The sequence below is a fragment of the Nocardia sp. NPDC019219 genome (assembly GCF_040632645.1).
In the GTDB taxonomy this organism is placed as follows: Bacteria; Actinomycetota; Actinomycetes; order Mycobacteriales; family Mycobacteriaceae; genus Nocardia; species Nocardia sputorum.
The window spans coordinates 220,763-235,501 of the sequence record NZ_JBEYCG010000008.1; the positions used below are offsets into that span (position 1 = coordinate 220,763).

Here is a 14,739-nt window from a genome sequence, read left to right on the forward strand (position 1 = left end):
CCACCGCGTCTCACTCGTCCTGGCCCTCCGGGGAGGTCCGCAGTTGCGTGGGCGCCTCGTCCGTCGATTCGCCGGTGGGCGTCCGCGCGGTGGGCGGCCTGGGGTCCTCGGGTGGCGCGGCCTGCGAGGTGTCCTCGTGCGGGTTACGCGGGGACGGCTCGGCGGTCGTGCTGCTCATGAAGCCCGCGAACGGGGTCGGGTGCCGCTGGTCGGCCGGTGCGATCCGCCAGCTGGGCGACGGCGGGATGACGACCCTGGGGGTGGTCGATCCCGTAGTGCTTTCGTGGACCACGGGTTCGGCGTACTCGCCCGCCTTCAGCGGCGGCGGCGGCACGTAGGTGTCCTGCTTGCCGACGCCGCAGGCGCCGATCAGGACGAGTCCGATGGAAACCGCTCCCGCGGCGATCGCCGGACCGGCGATCTTGGCCCTGCTGCTTTCCAACGGTGACGCTCCTCGTGTGTATCGAGTGGACTCACCTTACTCGAGGCCGGTCGGTCCGGCGAGGCGAGTGGTCGCTGGGGGTACGCCGGGCGGCGCATATAAAACAGTTCTGATTCAGATATCGAATTGGTCTCTTCGGCGTGTCGTGGGCACGTGTCGCTATCTTCCGGCGTCCCGGGGTCGTAGCGTGTGTGAGCAAAGTTACGCGTGAGACGCCGGTTCAAGGATGAGAGACACGTTGTGTGAGAACGTGATAGTGGTTCTCTGACCGGCGTCATCGAGGAGTAGATGATGGGAGCTTACTCGACAGCGTCGCGGCGTGGTTCATCCCGCGCCGCGGAAGATGCGGTGTCGGCAACGGCACAGCATCCCGCGTCGAACCAGCAGGGCGTGTTCACGATCGTGTCGCGGACGCTCGCCTGGCTGTTCTTCATCGGCGGACTCGTCGGGGCGGTGCTCGGCATCGCCGGCCTGCACGTCGAGATCACCGTCGCCGGACTCATTCTCGCCTGCACCGCAGGGCTGGTGCTGCTCAAACTCCGCGCGGGTGGCGGCGAACCCGACTGACACGAAACCGGCCGGTCGCCCGGTGACCGGACCGGCATCGGCCGTGAGAAACGAAGGCGCGCAACACTTCATGCGCCTACCGTGATTCCATGAGGATCGAGATCACCACCGACGCCGCCGAGTTCCGCTCGGTCGCGGGGTCGTTCCTGCTCCGCGATCCGCTGCGGCACACCGTGCTCACCACGAGCGTCGCCAACCACCTCACGGGCATGGACGCCCCGGCCGAGGCCTCGCGATTCCTGTCGGTCCACGGCGAGGACGCCGCGGTGGTCGGCGCCGCCATGCGCGTGGCGGGTCGCGACGTGTATCTCGGCGCGCTACCGCCCGACGGCATTCCCGCGGTGGCTCGCGCGCTGGCCGACGTCGTCCCCGCGAGCGCGGGCGTCGAGGGCGTCGTCGAAGACGCGACTGCTTTCGCGCAGCACTGGTGCGCACTGCTGGGGAAGAGTTTTCACCAGTCGTATGCCACCCGGCTGCACCGGCTGGGCGCGCTGCGGATCCCCGAGGTGGCCGGAGCGCCGCGCCCCGCCCGGGACTCCGACGTCGCGCTGTGCCTGGACTGGCTGGCGGCCATGCGCGAGGAGTCCGGCATGGCGTCCGGACTGGACCACGCCGCGATCCGCCGGCGGGTGGCGGCGGGCCGCTGGTGGCTGTGGGAACGCGACGGAGAACCGGTCAGTCTTGCCGCGCATCAGATCCCGATCCAGGGTTGGTCCCGGATCGGGCCGGTCTATACCCCGCCGGAGGCACGCGGGCACGGTTATGCCTCCGCGGTGACCGCGCACGTCGCGAAGCTGCTGCGCGCCCAGAGCCTCGAGGTCTGCCTGTTCGCCGACACCGCCAACACCACGGCCAACCGGATCTACCGCACGATCGGCTTCCACCCGACGCACGAGTTCGCGCACTACGTCTTCGAATAACCGGCCAGGACGGTGCGCGAGGCGGTGGTGAACCAGGCGAACACCGCGCCGGAGTCGGCGGCGCGGGCCACCCGTTGCTGACCGCGAGCAACTACCGGTACCGCTCCACGCGTGGGTCGTCGGCCACCATCGGTCGTGTCGGCATCCACTCGCGCGGCGCGGGGCCTGCCGAACGTGGCCGCGGAACGCGCGGCGGGTGGGCATACCCTTGCGTCTCCCCGCAACTCAATTCAGCGGTGCGGATTTCCACCAAGCCATGAACTCGGCGTCGGTGGCGATGAATCCGGCGCTGTACATCAACATGGCCGCGCGGCCCGGATCCGAGGAGAAGGCGGTGACCATCCGCGGGCGCAGGTTGCGACTGTCGTGCAGCGTGTAGTTGGTGTAACTGCGCCCGCTGTCGTTGGTGGCGGTGGCGCGGTCGTTGGCCGGTAGCGCGGCTAGCGCCGCCTGCGCGTCGGCGGGGGAACCGTAGAGGTAGAAGTCGAAGGACGCCTTGTTCGGGCCGCCGAAGCAGCTCCACATCACCAGCCAGGGACCGAAATCCGGATCGTCGTGGTCGCGCGTCGTCGCGGAGTCCGGCGCGTGCGCGAAACAGCCCGCCTTGTTGTACCCGGTTCCGGAGTGCACCAAGCGCTGCGCGGAGGTCTCCGGCAGCATGTCCGGGAACGCGGCGCTCAGCTCCGCCGCGCGGGCGCCGATCGTGGCACGGTCCGCGGTGGTGGACGCGGTCGTGGTGGGCCGCCCGGTCGAGGGCGCGGCGGAGATGGTGTTCTGCGGGCGTGCGGTCGTCGTCGGGGCGGCGGAACCGGGGGAACCGTTGTCGGTGAGGGCCACCGCGACGACGAGACCGAGCAGGGCGACCACCAACAGCAAGCCGATCCAGCCGCCCACCGACGCATGCCATCGGGAACGACGCCTCGGGCCGAGGTAGGCGCGCGCCGGACGCTGGGGGATCGCCGCGTCGGCCCGGGGCGGCGCATTCGGCGCGGGCGGTGGCGACCACGTCGCGGGAGCGGTGAGCGCCTGCCATGCGGCGGCGGCGAACTCACCGCAAGAGTCGAAACGATCGGCCGCGTGCTTGGCCATCGCCTCGGCCAGGACGCCGTCCAACGCCACCGGTAATCCGGGCCGCAGCCTGCTGACCGGTGGCGGTGGAGCGCTGAGATGGCCCTGGATCACCGCGACCGGATTGGTCGCGTCGAACGGCACCGTGCCGGTCAGCAACCGGAACAGCGTGCAGGCCAGCGCGTACTGGTCGGCGCGGTGATCCAGCGGCGCACCGGACAGCTGCTCCGGCGCGGCGTAGGCCAGGGTGGCGGTGAAGGTCCCGGTCTGGGTGAGCCTTCCGGTGTCGTCCCGGAACCGGGCGATGCCGAAGTCGGAGAGGTAGACGCGTTCCTGCTCGCCGTCGACGCGCTCCAGCAGGATGTTCGCGGGTTTCACGTCACGGTGCAGCACGCCGCGGCTGTGCGCGAAGTCCAGCGCTTTGGCCGTCTCCGCGATGATCTGCACCGCCCGTTGCGGCGGCAACGTCCACGCGTCCAGCGCGGCGGCGTCGGTGCCGTCGATGTAGCGCATGCAGATCCACAGCCGGTCGCCCTCGATGCCCCGATCGAACACCGTCACGATGTTCGGGTGGTCCAGCCGCGCGACGAGGTCCGCCTCCCGTTCGAAGCGGGCCCGGATCTCCCGGTCGTCGAACAGCTCCGGGTTCAACAGCTTCATCGCCGTCAGCCGGGGCAGCCGCGGATGCCGGGCCAGGTACACCGATCCCATCCCGCCGCGGCCGAGCAGACGCTCGATGGTGTATCCCGCGAAGACCTCGCCGGTGCGCAGCATCGGTCAGTTCAGCGGCGCCGAGCGCCACCAGCGCAGCGCCTCGTCGATGGTGGTGTGGGCGAAGCCGTCGGTGTACATCAGGTACTGGGTTCGATCCGGGTCGCCGGTGAACGCGGTCACCATCTTGGCGCCCTCGTCGACGTATTTGTAATTGGTGTAGGTCTTCCCGCCGTTGGTGTCGGTGGACTTGGTGGCCGACGAGGGCAGGGTCTTCAGCACCGCCTGGACGTCGGCCGGAGTCTTGTAGACGTAGATGCGGTAGTACGGGTCCTCGTTGTTGCCGCCCTTGAAGCAGCGCCACTGCGCGGCCCAGTCGCCGAAGTCCGGGTCGCCCTTGGACGGCGAGGGCGGCGAACTCGGCGAGGCCAGCCAGCACTCGGCGCCGTTGTAGCCGATCTCCTCGGTCTGGGAAGCGGGCACCATCCGCGGGAACTCCGCGCTGATCGACTCCGGCGTCGCGTCGACGAGGTTCGGCTTCACCGCCGATGTGGTCGTGGTGCCGCCGTTGTTCGAGCCCGAATCGGAGACCGCGCCGATGATGCCGAGCACCACCAGGATCAGCACGACCACGCCCACCGCCAGGCCGACGATCAGCCCGGTGTTCTTCTTGGGCGGCGGCACGGCCGAAGGATGGGCGTGCGCGCCGTGCGGCGGCGCGGGCGGCGCGGCGAAGCCGGAGAACTGCTGCTGGGGGTAAGGATTGGCGGCCGTCGGCTGCGGCGCGGGGCCGGTCTGCGGTCGCGAGTTGGCCACCGGCGCCGGCGGTGGAGTCGCGGGCGACGCCGAGGCGGCGAGCGGGTTCGGTCCGCTGGTCTGCGGGGTGTGCATCTGGTGTCCGGGACCGCTGACAAAGTGGCCCTGCGCCGCCGGATACGGCGAGCCGGTGGTCGGCACCTGCGGCCCGGTCGTCGGACGTGGTCCGGCGGTCGGGTGCGGTGGCCCGGTGACCGGGCGTGGGCCGCCCACCACCGGCATCGACGGCACACTCGAACCGGTCAGCGCCTGCTTGGCGGCCGCGGCGAATTCCGCGCAGCTGCCGTATCGGTCGTCGGGCCGCTTGGCCATCGCCCTGGCCAGAACGCCGTCCAGCGCGAAAGGCAGTCCGGGCCGGACGCTGCTCAGCGCGGGCGGCGCGCCCTGCAGATGCCCCTGGATGACCGCGGCGGGATTGGTCGCGGAGAACGGTCCGGTGCCGGTGAACAACCAGAACAGCGAGCAGGCCAGCGAATACTGGTCGGAACGGTGGTCGAGCGAAGCGCCGGTGAGCTGTTCGGGCGAGGCGTAGGCGAGCGTCGCCGTGAACGTGCCGGTCTGGGTGAGATGACCGGTGTCGTCGCGCAGCCGCGCGATGCCGAAGTCGGTGAGGTACACCCGCTCGCCGCGACCGGCGGTGGAGCGGGCCAGCAGGATGTTGGCGGGCTTCACGTCCCGGTGCAGCACCCCGTTGCCGTGCGCGTAGTCCAGCGCGTCGGCGGTCTCCTTGATGATCTGCACGGCGCGTTCGGGGGGCAGCGACTTCGGTTCCACCGACGCGGCGTCGATGCCGTCGACGTACTGCATCGAGATCCACAGCTGCTCGTCCTCGAGCCCGCGGTCGTAGACCGTGACGATGTTCGGGTGATCGAGCTGGGCGACCAGATCCGCCTCCCGTTCGAACCGCGCACGCACCTCCTTGTCGAAGAACATCTCCCGATTCAGCAGCTTCAGCGCGGTCATCCGCGGCAGCCGCGGATGTTTCGCCAGATAGACCGAGCCCATGCCACCGCGGCCGAGTTGCCGCTCGATGACATAGCCGGCGAAAACATCACCGCTGGCCAGCATGACTGCTCCACTTCCCGCCGCCCGCCGGGACCCACCGGCGAACAGGCGTACAGCAAAAGAATGCGTGGCCGGAGCAGGGTCCGACCACGGAAAACATCGAAACCATAGCAGTAGTCGCGCCTCGCCTTATCGCTCGTCGAGCGTGGTGACGCGCGGGCGATCGACGGGACCCGGACCGCCCGGCGGGGGCCGGGGGTCCGGAGGTTGCTGGTGCGGCCGCACCCCGGATCCCGGGCGCATGGACAAGTTCGGCAACTCGATCAGGCCGGGGTGCACGGGGCGGCGCCTGGCCAGGGACACGGTCCCCATCCCGCCTCGGCCGAGGTCGCGCTTGACGCGATAGCCCGCGAACACATCGCCGGTCTGCGACACCGTTACACCCCCTTGTCGAGTCGAGCGCGCGGACACTATCCATGTATCTCTGCGAACCATCGGGATGCAACAGTCGCGGCGCAACCTCGATTGCCGTCGGTAGCTGCCAGTACTGTGGCCCGCATGCGCATTGGAGCACACGTCCGGCTCGACAGTGACCCGATCGGCTTCGGGGAGAAACTCGGCGCCGACGTCATCCAGATGTTCGTGGTCGATCCGCAGAGCTGGGACAAACCCACCCCGCACCCGCGGACCGAGGAGATCCTTGCCAGCCCGATCGATGTCGTGGTGCACTCCTCTTATCAGATCAACGTCGCGAGCCTGAACAACCGGCTGCGCATGCCCTCGCGCAACGCGGTGGCCCAGCAAGCGCGGGCGGCCGCCGACCTCGGTGCGTTCGGCCTGGTGGTGCACGGCGGGCATGTGCGATCCGACGCCGAGCTGGAGACCGGAATCGACAACTGGCGCAAACTGTTCGAGCGGCAGCAGGACAAGGGCGGTTTCGCGGTGCCGATCCTGATCGAGAACACCGCCGGCGGCAATCACGCCATGGCCAGGCACTTCGACGCCATCGCCCGGCTGTGGGACGCGGTCGGCGACTACGGCGCGGGTTTCTGCCTGGACACCTGCCACGCCTGGGCGGGCGGCGAAGAACTCGTCGGCGTCGTGGACCGGATCAAGGCGATCACCGGGCGCATCGACCTGGTGCACCTGAACTCCTCCCGCGACGAGTTCAACTCCGGCGCCGACCGGCACGCCAACTTCGCCGACGGCACCATCGACCCGCAACTGCTCGCCGAGGTGTGCCGGACGGCGGGCGCGCCGGTTGTCCTGGAAACTCCGGGGGACGGCCTCGCGGAGGATCTGGCGTACTTGCGCGAGCACTGTGCTTGAGGTGCGGCGCTCGGTTCGATCGCCGCGCGGCATGCCGGGAACCACTGCCATCCGGTCGAGACGGCGTCCGACGGACTGGTCTTGATCGAAACGGGCGCTTTCGGCGATCGGACCAGCGCGTCGGAAGCCAGCCGGCGACCACGGGTGTTTCCCGGCGACGCGCCGCGCTTCGGGCGCACGACGGGCCGATTCGGCTGGTCGGTTCCGTCGCGACAGCGGAGCTGACCTCAGCTCCGACCGAAGACACCGCATGGCCCCTCAACAGCCGGGGTCCGGCAACCATGCGGGGTCCTCGGCTCAGGACGCGAGCAGCTGGGTGTCCTCGATGATCGAGTAGTGCTCGGCGTTGCCCGCGATGGTGGTGCTCGTCGCGCCGTCGACGCCGACCGGGACGTCGCCGGCCAGCGTGATGCGGGTCAGCTTGCGCGGCTGGTCGTCGTAGTCGTCGATGGCGTAGTGCTGGGTGGCGCGGTTGTCCCAGATCGCGACGTCACCGGGGGCCCAATTCCAGCGGGTGGTGTTCTCCAGACGGGTCACCCGGTCCTGGAACAGCCGGAACAGCGCGTGCGACTCGGTGCTGGACAGCCCGACGAAGTGCTTGACGAAGTGGCCGAGCAGCAACGCGCGTTCGCCGGTCTCCGGGTGCACGCGCACCACGGGGTGCTCGGTCTCGTAGTAAGTGGATTCGAACTCGGCGCGGTAGGCGGCCGTGTTCGGACGCGGCGTCTCCTCGACGCGGGCGTAGTCGTAGACGTTGGTGTGCACGGCGCGCAAGGACTCGGCCAGCCGCTTGAGCGGCTCCGGCAGCGACTCGTAGGCCGCGACGGTGGAGGCCCAGGTGGTGGCGCCGCCGTAGGACGGCAGGTGAACCGCGCGCAGGATGGACGCCTTCGGGATGCGGTCGACGAAGGTGACGTCGGTGTGCCAGCTGTTGGCGCGGCCGTGTTCCGAATCGATCGCCAGGCTCTTCACGCCGTGCGAGGTGACCGTCGGATGCGGGGTGGTCGGCGCGCCGAGCAGCTGGGCGAATTCGTATTGCCCGTCCTCGGTCAGGTGATCCTGCCCGCGGAAGAAGACGACCTTGTGCTCCAGCAGTGCGCGATGGATCACCTCGACGGTCGCCGAATCCAGATCGCCGCCGAGCCGGACGTTGTCGATCCGCGCGCCGATGCGGGCGCCGAGCTTGGTCACCGAGGCGGTGGTCGGTGTTACGGGTGCGACCGTCATGAGATACCTTCGCTGTCGAGATCGGTTGGTGCTCGCTCGAGCACATCACCGAAACCACATCGCTGACCAGGGTTTTCGTCGGGCTGATCGCAAACAGGGCGGAAGAACCGGCAGCGCCCGGCGCACCGTGAACCGGCTCCCGCGGCCCTGATCCTCGCCCGGTGACCGAAGCGGATCCACCGTCGGCGGGTGCACCGCGACCAGCTCCCGCCGCCCTGGACCCCGCGCGGCGACCGAAGCGGAGGGTGCGTGTGCCCCCCGAACTCACCACGGCCGCGAACACGCGGCGCCGCGGGCGGTGCGGAAACCGGCACGGCATGGTCCAGACTGGTTGCCATGAGTATTCGGCCGCTGGACGGGGTGCGCGTCCTGGAACTCGGCAATTACATCGCCGCGCCGACCGCCGGGCGCATCCTCGGTGATTTCGGCGCCGAGGTGATCAAAGTGGAACGCCCGAAGGCAGGCGACGAGCTGCGCAACTGGCGGCTCTACGGCGGCGACACCTCGATGCTGTACCGGACTATCAACCGCAACAAGAAGTCGATCACCCTGGACCTGCGCACCGAGACGGGGCGCGGGATAGTGCTCGATCTGGTGCGGCGCTGTGACGTGCTGCTGGAGAATTTCCGGCCCGGCATGCTGGAGAAGTGGGGCCTGGGGCCGGAGGTGCTGAACGAGGCGAATCCGAATCTGGTGATCACCAGGATCTCCGCCTACGGGCAGACGGGGCCGATGTCGGAACGTCCCGGGTTCGCGGCGGTGGCCGAGGCGGTGGGTGGCCTTCGCGAACTAGTGGGCGATCCGGACCGTCCCCCCGTGCGCACGGGCGTCTCGATCGGCGACTCCATCGCGGGCATCTACGCCGCGTTCGGCACCGTGATGGCGCTGTTCCAGCGCGAGCGCAGCACCGAGCGGGACGCGCCTGTCCCGCTGCGGGAGAGAGTGATCGACGTGGCGCTCAACGAAGCCATCCTCTCGGTGATGGAGTCGCTGGTGCCGGACTATCTCGCCTACGGCATCCAGCGCGAACGCGTCGGCGGCCGGATGGAGGGCATCGCGCCGAGCAACGCCTACCCGTGCGCGGACGGGACCAGCATCATCATCGGCGGCAACGGCGACGCCATCTTCCAGCGCTACATGGCGGTCATCGAGCGGCCCGACCTGGCCGCGGACCCGGAACTCCAGGACAACGCGGGCCGCTGGCGCCACCGGGAGCGGCTGGACGCGGCGATCGGCGAGTGGACGATCCGGCACACCCGCGCCGAGGCGCTGAAACTGCTGGATACCGCCGCCATCCCGTGCGGCCCGATCTACACCGCGGCCGACATCGTGGCCGACGAGCAGTACCGGGCACGCAACATGATCCAGCCGTTCGCCGTGGACGTCGGCGCGCCGGAGCCGAAGGTGGTCGGCTTTCCCGGCATCGTCCCGGTGATCGGCGATCAGTCCCTTCCCATCCGTACGGTCGGCCCCGACCTGGGTGAGCACACCCGGGAAGTTCTGTCCGATCTGCTCGGCATGAGCGAGGCCGAGATCGATGCGTTGGAGGCGCGATGAGCACGCGACCGCACGACCGCAGGCGTCCGAAGGGGCGCGGGACCCGGGAACTGCGTTCGCCGGGTACCAGCAGGCCCGCCGTCCAGCCGAATCCCACCGGAGCGGGCGAGAAGCCCTGGGGCGGCGTGATGTGCGGGCACCACCGGGCGCGGGAGCAGCGATGACCGCGCCGGTGCTGCGCGACGTCACCTTGCGCGACGGACTGCAGCTGACCGGCAAGCTGCTGCCCGTGCAGCGCAAGGTGGACATCGTGCGCCGCCTGCTCGCACTCGGCGTGCCCGCGCTGGAGATCGGCTCGATGGCGCGCCCGGACCTGGTCGCGCCGATGGCGAACACCATGGAACTGGTCGCCGCGTTGACGCCCGAGGAACTGAGCCGCTGCTGGGTCTGGGTGGCGACGCCGCGCCATGTGGAGAAGGCCGCCGCGGCGGGAGTGCGCAATTTCCAGTACTGCTTCTCGGTCTCCGACGCGCACAATCGGGCGAACATCGGACGTGACACCGAGGCCAGCGTCGCCGCCATGCCGGACGCGGTGCGCCTGGCCAGCGAGGTGGACGGGTCCATTCAGCTCTGCTTGGCGACGGCATTCACCTGTCCGTTCGACGGCCCGGTCGACCCGGAGCGGGTACTGGCCATCGCCCGCGACCCGCGCACCGAGGGCGCGGACGACATAGTCCTGGCCGACACGCTCGGCCAGGCCCATCCCGGCGAGGTCGCCGCGCTGGTCGCCGCGGTGCGCGACCGGACGCCCGCGCGACGGGTCGTCTTCCACGGTCACGACACCTGGGGCATGGGCGTGGCCAACACCCTCGCCGCGGTCGCGGCGGGCGCGGATATGGTCGACGGCGCGCTCGGCGGGCTCGGCGGCTGCCCCTTCGCGCCGGGTGCCAGCGGAAACACCGCTTCCGAGGACATTCTCTTCGCCACCAGGCCGGACTGGTTCACCCCTGCCACCCTGGCCGCGCTGGTCGACCTCTCGGAAGAACTACTGGCCGAACTCGGCGAACCCAACCGCTCCCGCACCCTCGAAGGAGCCAGATCCAAGGCATCGGCTTTCGCGTGGGTGGTAAGTCAGCCGCAGGCATAGTCGCTCCCGAACCGGCCGGGTACCGGGCTTGTGCCGAACGGCGCACACTGCCGTCTGCCCGGCTCACATCGGAGCAGTGCTGGTGCGTCCGAACTGCGAGCCAGTTCCGGAAGGCTCCAACCCGACGCGCTCAGCTCACCTCGACCACTGGTTTCGAGCGAAGCGAGACCGAGCATGCAAATCCAACACAGGGTGTTCCCTGATGGCGTGCGGGGGAGATGCCGGTAAGACTGGACGGCATGACTTCGCAAGCCTTGGGCGCCGACACCGCCGACCTGGCGGCATCCACCGATGTCGCGGCCCACGCTATCGAACTGACCAAGGTCTACGGATCGGGTGATACCCAGGTCAGGGCATTGGACGGGGTGTCGGCCGAGTTCGCGAAGGGCGAGTTCACCGCGATCATGGGTCCGTCCGGGTCGGGCAAATCGACCCTCATGCACTGCCTGGCCGGGCTGGACAGCGCCAGCTCGGGCACCGTCCGCATCGGCGACACCGCCCTGACCACGCTGTCCGACAAGCAGATGACGCGCCTGCGCCGGGACCGGATCGGCTTCGTCTTCCAGGCGTTCAACCTGGTGCCGACGCTGACGGCGCTGGAGAACATCACGTTGCCGCTGGACATCGCGGGACGCAAACCAGACGAGGAGTGGCTGGACACGGTGCTGAAGCGGCTCGGGCTGACCGATCGGCTCACGCACCGTCCCAGCGAGCTGTCCGGCGGTCAGCAGCAGCGGGTGGCCTGCGCCCGGGCGCTGGCGGGCAAGCCGGAGATCATCTTCGGTGACGAGCCGACCGGCAACCTGGACTCCCGCGCCTCGGAGGAGGTGCTGTCGATCCTGCGCGCCGCGGTGGACGAATTCGGGCAGACGGTCGTCATCGTCACCCACGAACCGCACGCGGCCGGGTTCGCCGACCGGGTGGTGTTCCTCGCCGACGGACGCATCGTCGACGAGATGCGCGATCCGACCGCCGACACGGTGCTCGACCGGATGAAAGCGTTGGAGCAGGCGTGATCGGGCGCTCGCGGGAGAATCGGGGGCGGGCGTGATGGCCGGAAGTCCGATGCGCAAAGTCGCGCTGCGCAATCTCGCCGCGCACAAAGTGCGGCTCGCGTTGACCCTCTTGTCGGTGGTGCTCGGCACCGCGTTCATCGCGGGTTCGTTCGTCTTCACCGACACGTTGCAGAGCACGTTCGACGGGATCTTCGCCAACGAGGCGAAGGGCGTCGACGTCCGGGTGAGCCCGAAGGAGCGCCAGGCGCAAGGTGTTCCGAACAATGTGGTGGACGAGCTGGTGAAGTATCCGGGCGTCCGCACGGTCGCGCCGAGCGTGAACGGCCCGGTGGTGCTGCTCGATCCGGCGGGCAAGAAGGCCGTCCAGACCGGCGGTGCGCCGACGTTCGGCAAGTCCTACCTGCCGCCGGAGAAGGCCGTCGCGGAGCCGGAGAAATTCCTGCAGGGCGTCCCGCCCGCCCGGCCGGGTGAGATCGCGCTCAACACCGGCGGGGCCGAGCGCGCCGCACTGAAGGTCGGAGACCGGACGAAGATCCTCATCCCATCCCAGCCGGATCCCATCGATGTGACCCTCACCGGCATCTACGAAATACCCTCTGACACGGGCGGTTTGATCGGGGTGCTGTTCGACGACACGCAGGCGCGCAAGCTGTTCACCGACGGCCTGCACGTCGCGTATGTGGACCTGGCGGCCGACGGCATCCCCGGCGACGAACTGCGCGACAACCTGGCCCGAGAACTGCCGGGCTACAAGGTGCAGAACGGCGATCAGGTGCGTGCGGACCTGAAGAAGGAAGTGTCCGACGCGCTCAACTTCATCAACTACTTTCTGCTCGCTTTCGGCGCGATCGCGCTGATCGTCGGCACGTTCATCATCTACAACACCTTCTCGATGATCGTCGCGCAACGCCTGCGGGAGCTGGCGCTGCTGCGCGCGGTCGGCGCGAGCAGGCGGCAGGTCGGCACGTCGGTGGTGGCGGAGGCGTTCGTCATCGGGTTGATCGGCAGCGCCGTCGGTCTCGCGGGCGGCGTCGGTCTGGCGTTCGGATTGTCGGCGGTGCTCAACGCGTTCGACCTCGGGTTGCCGACCGGATCGATGGCGGTGCGGCCGCGGACCATCGTGGTGGGGCTGCTGGTCGGTCTCGCGGTGACGATGGTCAGCGCCTACGCGCCCGCGCGCCGCGCCTCGCGCATTCCGCCCGTGCAGGCCATGCGCGAGGAGTTCGCGTCCACCGGGGAGTCGCTGCGCCTGCGCACGGTCTTCGGTGTGGTGCTCGCCGTGCTCGGCGCGGGTTTCGTCGTGCTGGGGGCGCAGCGCACCGGCGGTACGGCGGCCGCCACGGTCGGCGTCGGCGCGCTCGGGCTGGTCTTCGCGGTGCTGCTCGCCGCGCCCGCGCTGTCGCGGCCGCTGGTCGGTGGGCTCGGCGTGCTGGTGCGCCCGTTCGGGCCGATCGGCCGCATGGCGCGCAACAACGCGGCGCGCAATCCGCGCCGCACCGCCGCGACGGCCTTCGCGCTCACCCTGGGACTGATGCTCGTCTCGGCCATCGGCATGCTGGGCGCTTCGGCGAAGGAGAGCGTCGGTGTGCTGGTCGACAAGGGGGTGCGGGCCGACTACGTGCTGGCGGGACCGCAGTTGCTCGGCGTGCCGTTCGGCGCGGCCGATGCCGCGCGCACCGAGGTGCCGGGAGTGGAGCAGGCGGTGGGGATGCGAGGCGCCGGGTTCAAACTCGGCGACGAGCAGGTGTTCGCCACGTCGCCGGACGGTCCGCTGGCCGGCGTGCTGAACTACGAGATCGTGCGCGGCGGCGACACCCTCGGCGCCAGGGACGTACTCGTGTCGGAGGACGAGGCCACTGATCGCGGATGGAAGGTCGGCGATCAGGTGACCCCGACCAGCGTCGACGGTAAAAAGGTTCCGCTCACCGTGACCGGCGTGTACAAGAAGAACCCGCTGCTCGGTCCGATGGTGGTGTCGCAGACGGTCTACGACGAGGTCGTCCCGCTCAATTTCCGGACCAACTTCCTGGTCCTGATCAAGGCACGATCGGGCGCGAATCCCACCCAGATGCGCGCCGACCTGGAGAAGGCCACCGAGCAGTTCGTCGTGGTGCAGGTGCAGGACCGCGAGGAGTTCAAGGGAGCACAGGGTAAGCAGATCAACACCCTGCTGGCCATCCTGTACGGCCTGCTCGCCTTGGCGGTGGTGATCGCGATCCTCGGCATCGTCAACACCCTCGCGCTGTCGGTGGTGGAGCGCAGGCGGGAGATCGGCATGCTGCGCGCGGTCGGCATGCAGCGCCCCCAGGTGCGCCGGACCATCTATCTGGAGTCGATGTTGATCGCGGTGTTCGGCGCGGTCGTCGGCATGGCGCTCGGGCTGGGGCTCGGCGTCGGCTTCCTGCGGACCCTGCGCGATTTCGGGCTCGACCAGATCGCCGTCCCGTGGAGCCAGTTGGTCCTGGTCCTGGTCAGCTCGGCGGTTGTCGGGGTGCTCGCCGCGCTCTGGCCCGCGGTGCGGGCGGCGCGCACACCGCCGCTGGCGGCCATCGCGGATCTCTGACGTCCGTGCGGCGCACCTGCGCGGTGCGCCGCACGGGTGACGGATCAGTGCGGTCGTGGATACGACGGAACGTTGTCGGCTCCCGCTATCGGCTGATCCGCCGCGGAACCGCCACGGTGACAAGTTTGTCGGGGTTGCGCACGGCGTAGAAGTTGGTGATCTTCTTGCCGAAGATCGGCCGCGCCGGACACCGACGGTATCGCCGCGTCGTCTGCGGGCTGACAGCGAAAAGTGTCCCGTTCATTGGACCCGCCGACGGAGTCGTCGCCGATTCGTATGCGACCGCTGGTACCCCTGGGTGACTCTCGGCGCGGGCGCCGTGCGCGCACCGAATGGCGGAAGACCGCCGCTGCCGGTGCCTGCCGCCTCGCATGGTGCGGACCGAAGGAATCGCGAATTCACTTGCGACACAAGCGAATTCGATCGTCATC

General features: G+C 69.5%; 13 protein-coding genes. 8 read left to right on the forward strand and 5 right to left on the reverse strand.

The features are described 5' to 3' along the window. Positions 1 to 10 precede the first annotated feature (10 nt). Positions 11 to 442: a hypothetical protein gene (locus ABZ552_RS17555; RefSeq protein ID WP_281877838.1), complete on the reverse strand. Its 432-nt coding sequence runs from the start codon at positions 440 to 442 to the stop codon at positions 11 to 13. Positions 443 to 790: 348 nt separating this feature from the next. Between ABZ552_RS17555 and ABZ552_RS17560 the strand changes: the two genes are divergently transcribed. Together ABZ552_RS17560 and ABZ552_RS17565 are read left to right on the forward strand one after the other, a co-directional pair. Beyond that, positions 791 to 1,009: a hypothetical protein gene (locus ABZ552_RS17560; RefSeq protein WP_281877839.1), complete on the forward strand. Its 219-nt coding sequence runs from the start codon at positions 791 to 793 to the stop codon at positions 1,007 to 1,009. Between the two features lie 89 nt (positions 1,010 to 1,098). Continuing rightward, positions 1,099 to 1,929 carry a GNAT family N-acetyltransferase gene (locus tag ABZ552_RS17565; RefSeq protein WP_281877840.1) on the forward strand — a complete coding sequence of 277 codons (831 nt, stop codon included), beginning with the start codon at positions 1,099 to 1,101 and terminating at the stop codon, positions 1,927 to 1,929. Positions 1,930 to 2,154: 225 nt separating this feature from the next. Here ABZ552_RS17565 and ABZ552_RS17570 read toward each other — a convergent pair whose 3' ends face one another. The 3 genes from ABZ552_RS17570 to ABZ552_RS17580 form a co-directional block, all read right to left on the reverse strand. Further along, entirely contained in the window at positions 2,155 to 3,771 is a 1,617-nt protein-coding gene (locus ABZ552_RS17570) for a serine/threonine-protein kinase (RefSeq protein ID WP_357438245.1), read from the reverse strand. 3 nt (positions 3,772 to 3,774) lie between these two features. After that, positions 3,775 to 5,592, reverse strand: coding sequence for a serine/threonine-protein kinase (locus tag ABZ552_RS17575; RefSeq protein WP_357438249.1), 1,818 nt, complete (start codon positions 5,590 to 5,592; stop codon positions 3,775 to 3,777). A 126-nt stretch (positions 5,593 to 5,718) separates the two neighbouring features. Continuing rightward, positions 5,719 to 5,964, reverse strand: a complete 246-nt coding sequence (locus tag ABZ552_RS17580) for a hypothetical protein (RefSeq protein ID WP_357438252.1) — start codon at positions 5,962 to 5,964, stop codon at positions 5,719 to 5,721. A gap of 123 nt (positions 5,965 to 6,087) precedes the next feature. Between ABZ552_RS17580 and ABZ552_RS17585 the strand changes: the two genes are divergently transcribed. Next, complete coding sequence (locus ABZ552_RS17585) at positions 6,088 to 6,858, forward strand: deoxyribonuclease IV (protein ID WP_159847215.1); 771 nt, start codon at positions 6,088 to 6,090, stop codon at positions 6,856 to 6,858. A gap of 297 nt (positions 6,859 to 7,155) precedes the next feature. On the opposite strand, the gene ABZ552_RS17590 is transcribed toward ABZ552_RS17585, so the two are convergent. Further along, a complete protein-coding gene (locus ABZ552_RS17590; RefSeq protein WP_357438255.1) occupies positions 7,156 to 8,085 on the reverse strand; it encodes a TauD/TfdA family dioxygenase in 930 nt (309 codons plus the stop codon). Between the two features lie 336 nt (positions 8,086 to 8,421). Here ABZ552_RS17590 and ABZ552_RS17595 point away from each other — a divergent pair, with 336 nt between their 5' ends. The 5 genes from ABZ552_RS17595 (at position 8,422) to ABZ552_RS17615 (ending at position 14,308) form a co-directional block, all read left to right on the forward strand. Continuing rightward, complete coding sequence (locus ABZ552_RS17595) at positions 8,422 to 9,642, forward strand: CaiB/BaiF CoA-transferase family protein (RefSeq protein WP_357438258.1); 1,221 nt, start codon at positions 8,422 to 8,424, stop codon at positions 9,640 to 9,642. Then, positions 9,639 to 9,806, forward strand: coding sequence for a hypothetical protein (locus tag ABZ552_RS17600; RefSeq protein WP_195085818.1), 168 nt, complete (start codon positions 9,639 to 9,641; stop codon positions 9,804 to 9,806). The genes ABZ552_RS17595 and ABZ552_RS17600 overlap by 4 nt, the downstream gene beginning before the upstream one ends. Further along, complete coding sequence (locus ABZ552_RS17605; protein WP_357438261.1) at positions 9,803 to 10,729, forward strand: hydroxymethylglutaryl-CoA lyase; 927 nt, start codon at positions 9,803 to 9,805, stop codon at positions 10,727 to 10,729. Before ABZ552_RS17600 ends, ABZ552_RS17605 begins: the two co-directional genes overlap by 4 nt. Positions 10,730 to 10,968: 239 nt before the next feature. After that, positions 10,969 to 11,745 carry an ABC transporter ATP-binding protein gene (locus tag ABZ552_RS17610; RefSeq protein ID WP_357438263.1) on the forward strand — a complete coding sequence of 259 codons (777 nt, stop codon included), beginning with the start codon at positions 10,969 to 10,971 and terminating at the stop codon, positions 11,743 to 11,745. 34 nt (positions 11,746 to 11,779) lie between these two features. Continuing rightward, the gene (locus ABZ552_RS17615) at positions 11,780 to 14,308 is read left to right on the forward strand and encodes an FtsX-like permease family protein (RefSeq protein WP_357438266.1); all 2,529 of its coding nucleotides are present in this window, start codon (positions 11,780 to 11,782) and stop codon (positions 14,306 to 14,308) included. Positions 14,309 to 14,739 lie beyond the last annotated feature (431 nt).

Excerpts from the sequence above, each read along its gene's own strand:
- ABZ552_RS17565 (WP_281877840.1), top strand. The coding sequence starts at position 1,099 with ATGAGGATCGAGATCACCACCGACGCCGCCGAGTTCCGCTCGGTCGCG.
- ABZ552_RS17570 (WP_357438245.1), bottom strand. The coding sequence starts at position 3,771 with ATGCTGCGCACCGGCGAGGTCTTCGCGGGATACACCATCGAGCGTCTG.
- ABZ552_RS17575 (WP_357438249.1), bottom strand. The coding sequence starts at position 5,592 with ATGCTGGCCAGCGGTGATGTTTTCGCCGGCTATGTCATCGAGCGGCAA.
- ABZ552_RS17585 (WP_159847215.1), top strand. The coding sequence starts at position 6,088 with ATGCGCATTGGAGCACACGTCCGGCTCGACAGTGACCCGATCGGCTTC.
- ABZ552_RS17590 (WP_357438255.1), bottom strand. The coding sequence starts at position 8,085 with ATGACGGTCGCACCCGTAACACCGACCACCGCCTCGGTGACCAAGCTC.
- ABZ552_RS17595 (WP_357438258.1), top strand. The coding sequence starts at position 8,422 with ATGAGTATTCGGCCGCTGGACGGGGTGCGCGTCCTGGAACTCGGCAAT.
- ABZ552_RS17600 (WP_195085818.1), top strand. The coding sequence starts at position 9,639 with ATGAGCACGCGACCGCACGACCGCAGGCGTCCGAAGGGGCGCGGGACC.
- ABZ552_RS17605 (WP_357438261.1), top strand. The coding sequence starts at position 9,803 with ATGACCGCGCCGGTGCTGCGCGACGTCACCTTGCGCGACGGACTGCAG.
- ABZ552_RS17610 (WP_357438263.1), top strand. The coding sequence starts at position 10,969 with ATGACTTCGCAAGCCTTGGGCGCCGACACCGCCGACCTGGCGGCATCC.
- ABZ552_RS17615 (WP_357438266.1), top strand. The coding sequence starts at position 11,780 with ATGGCCGGAAGTCCGATGCGCAAAGTCGCGCTGCGCAATCTCGCCGCG.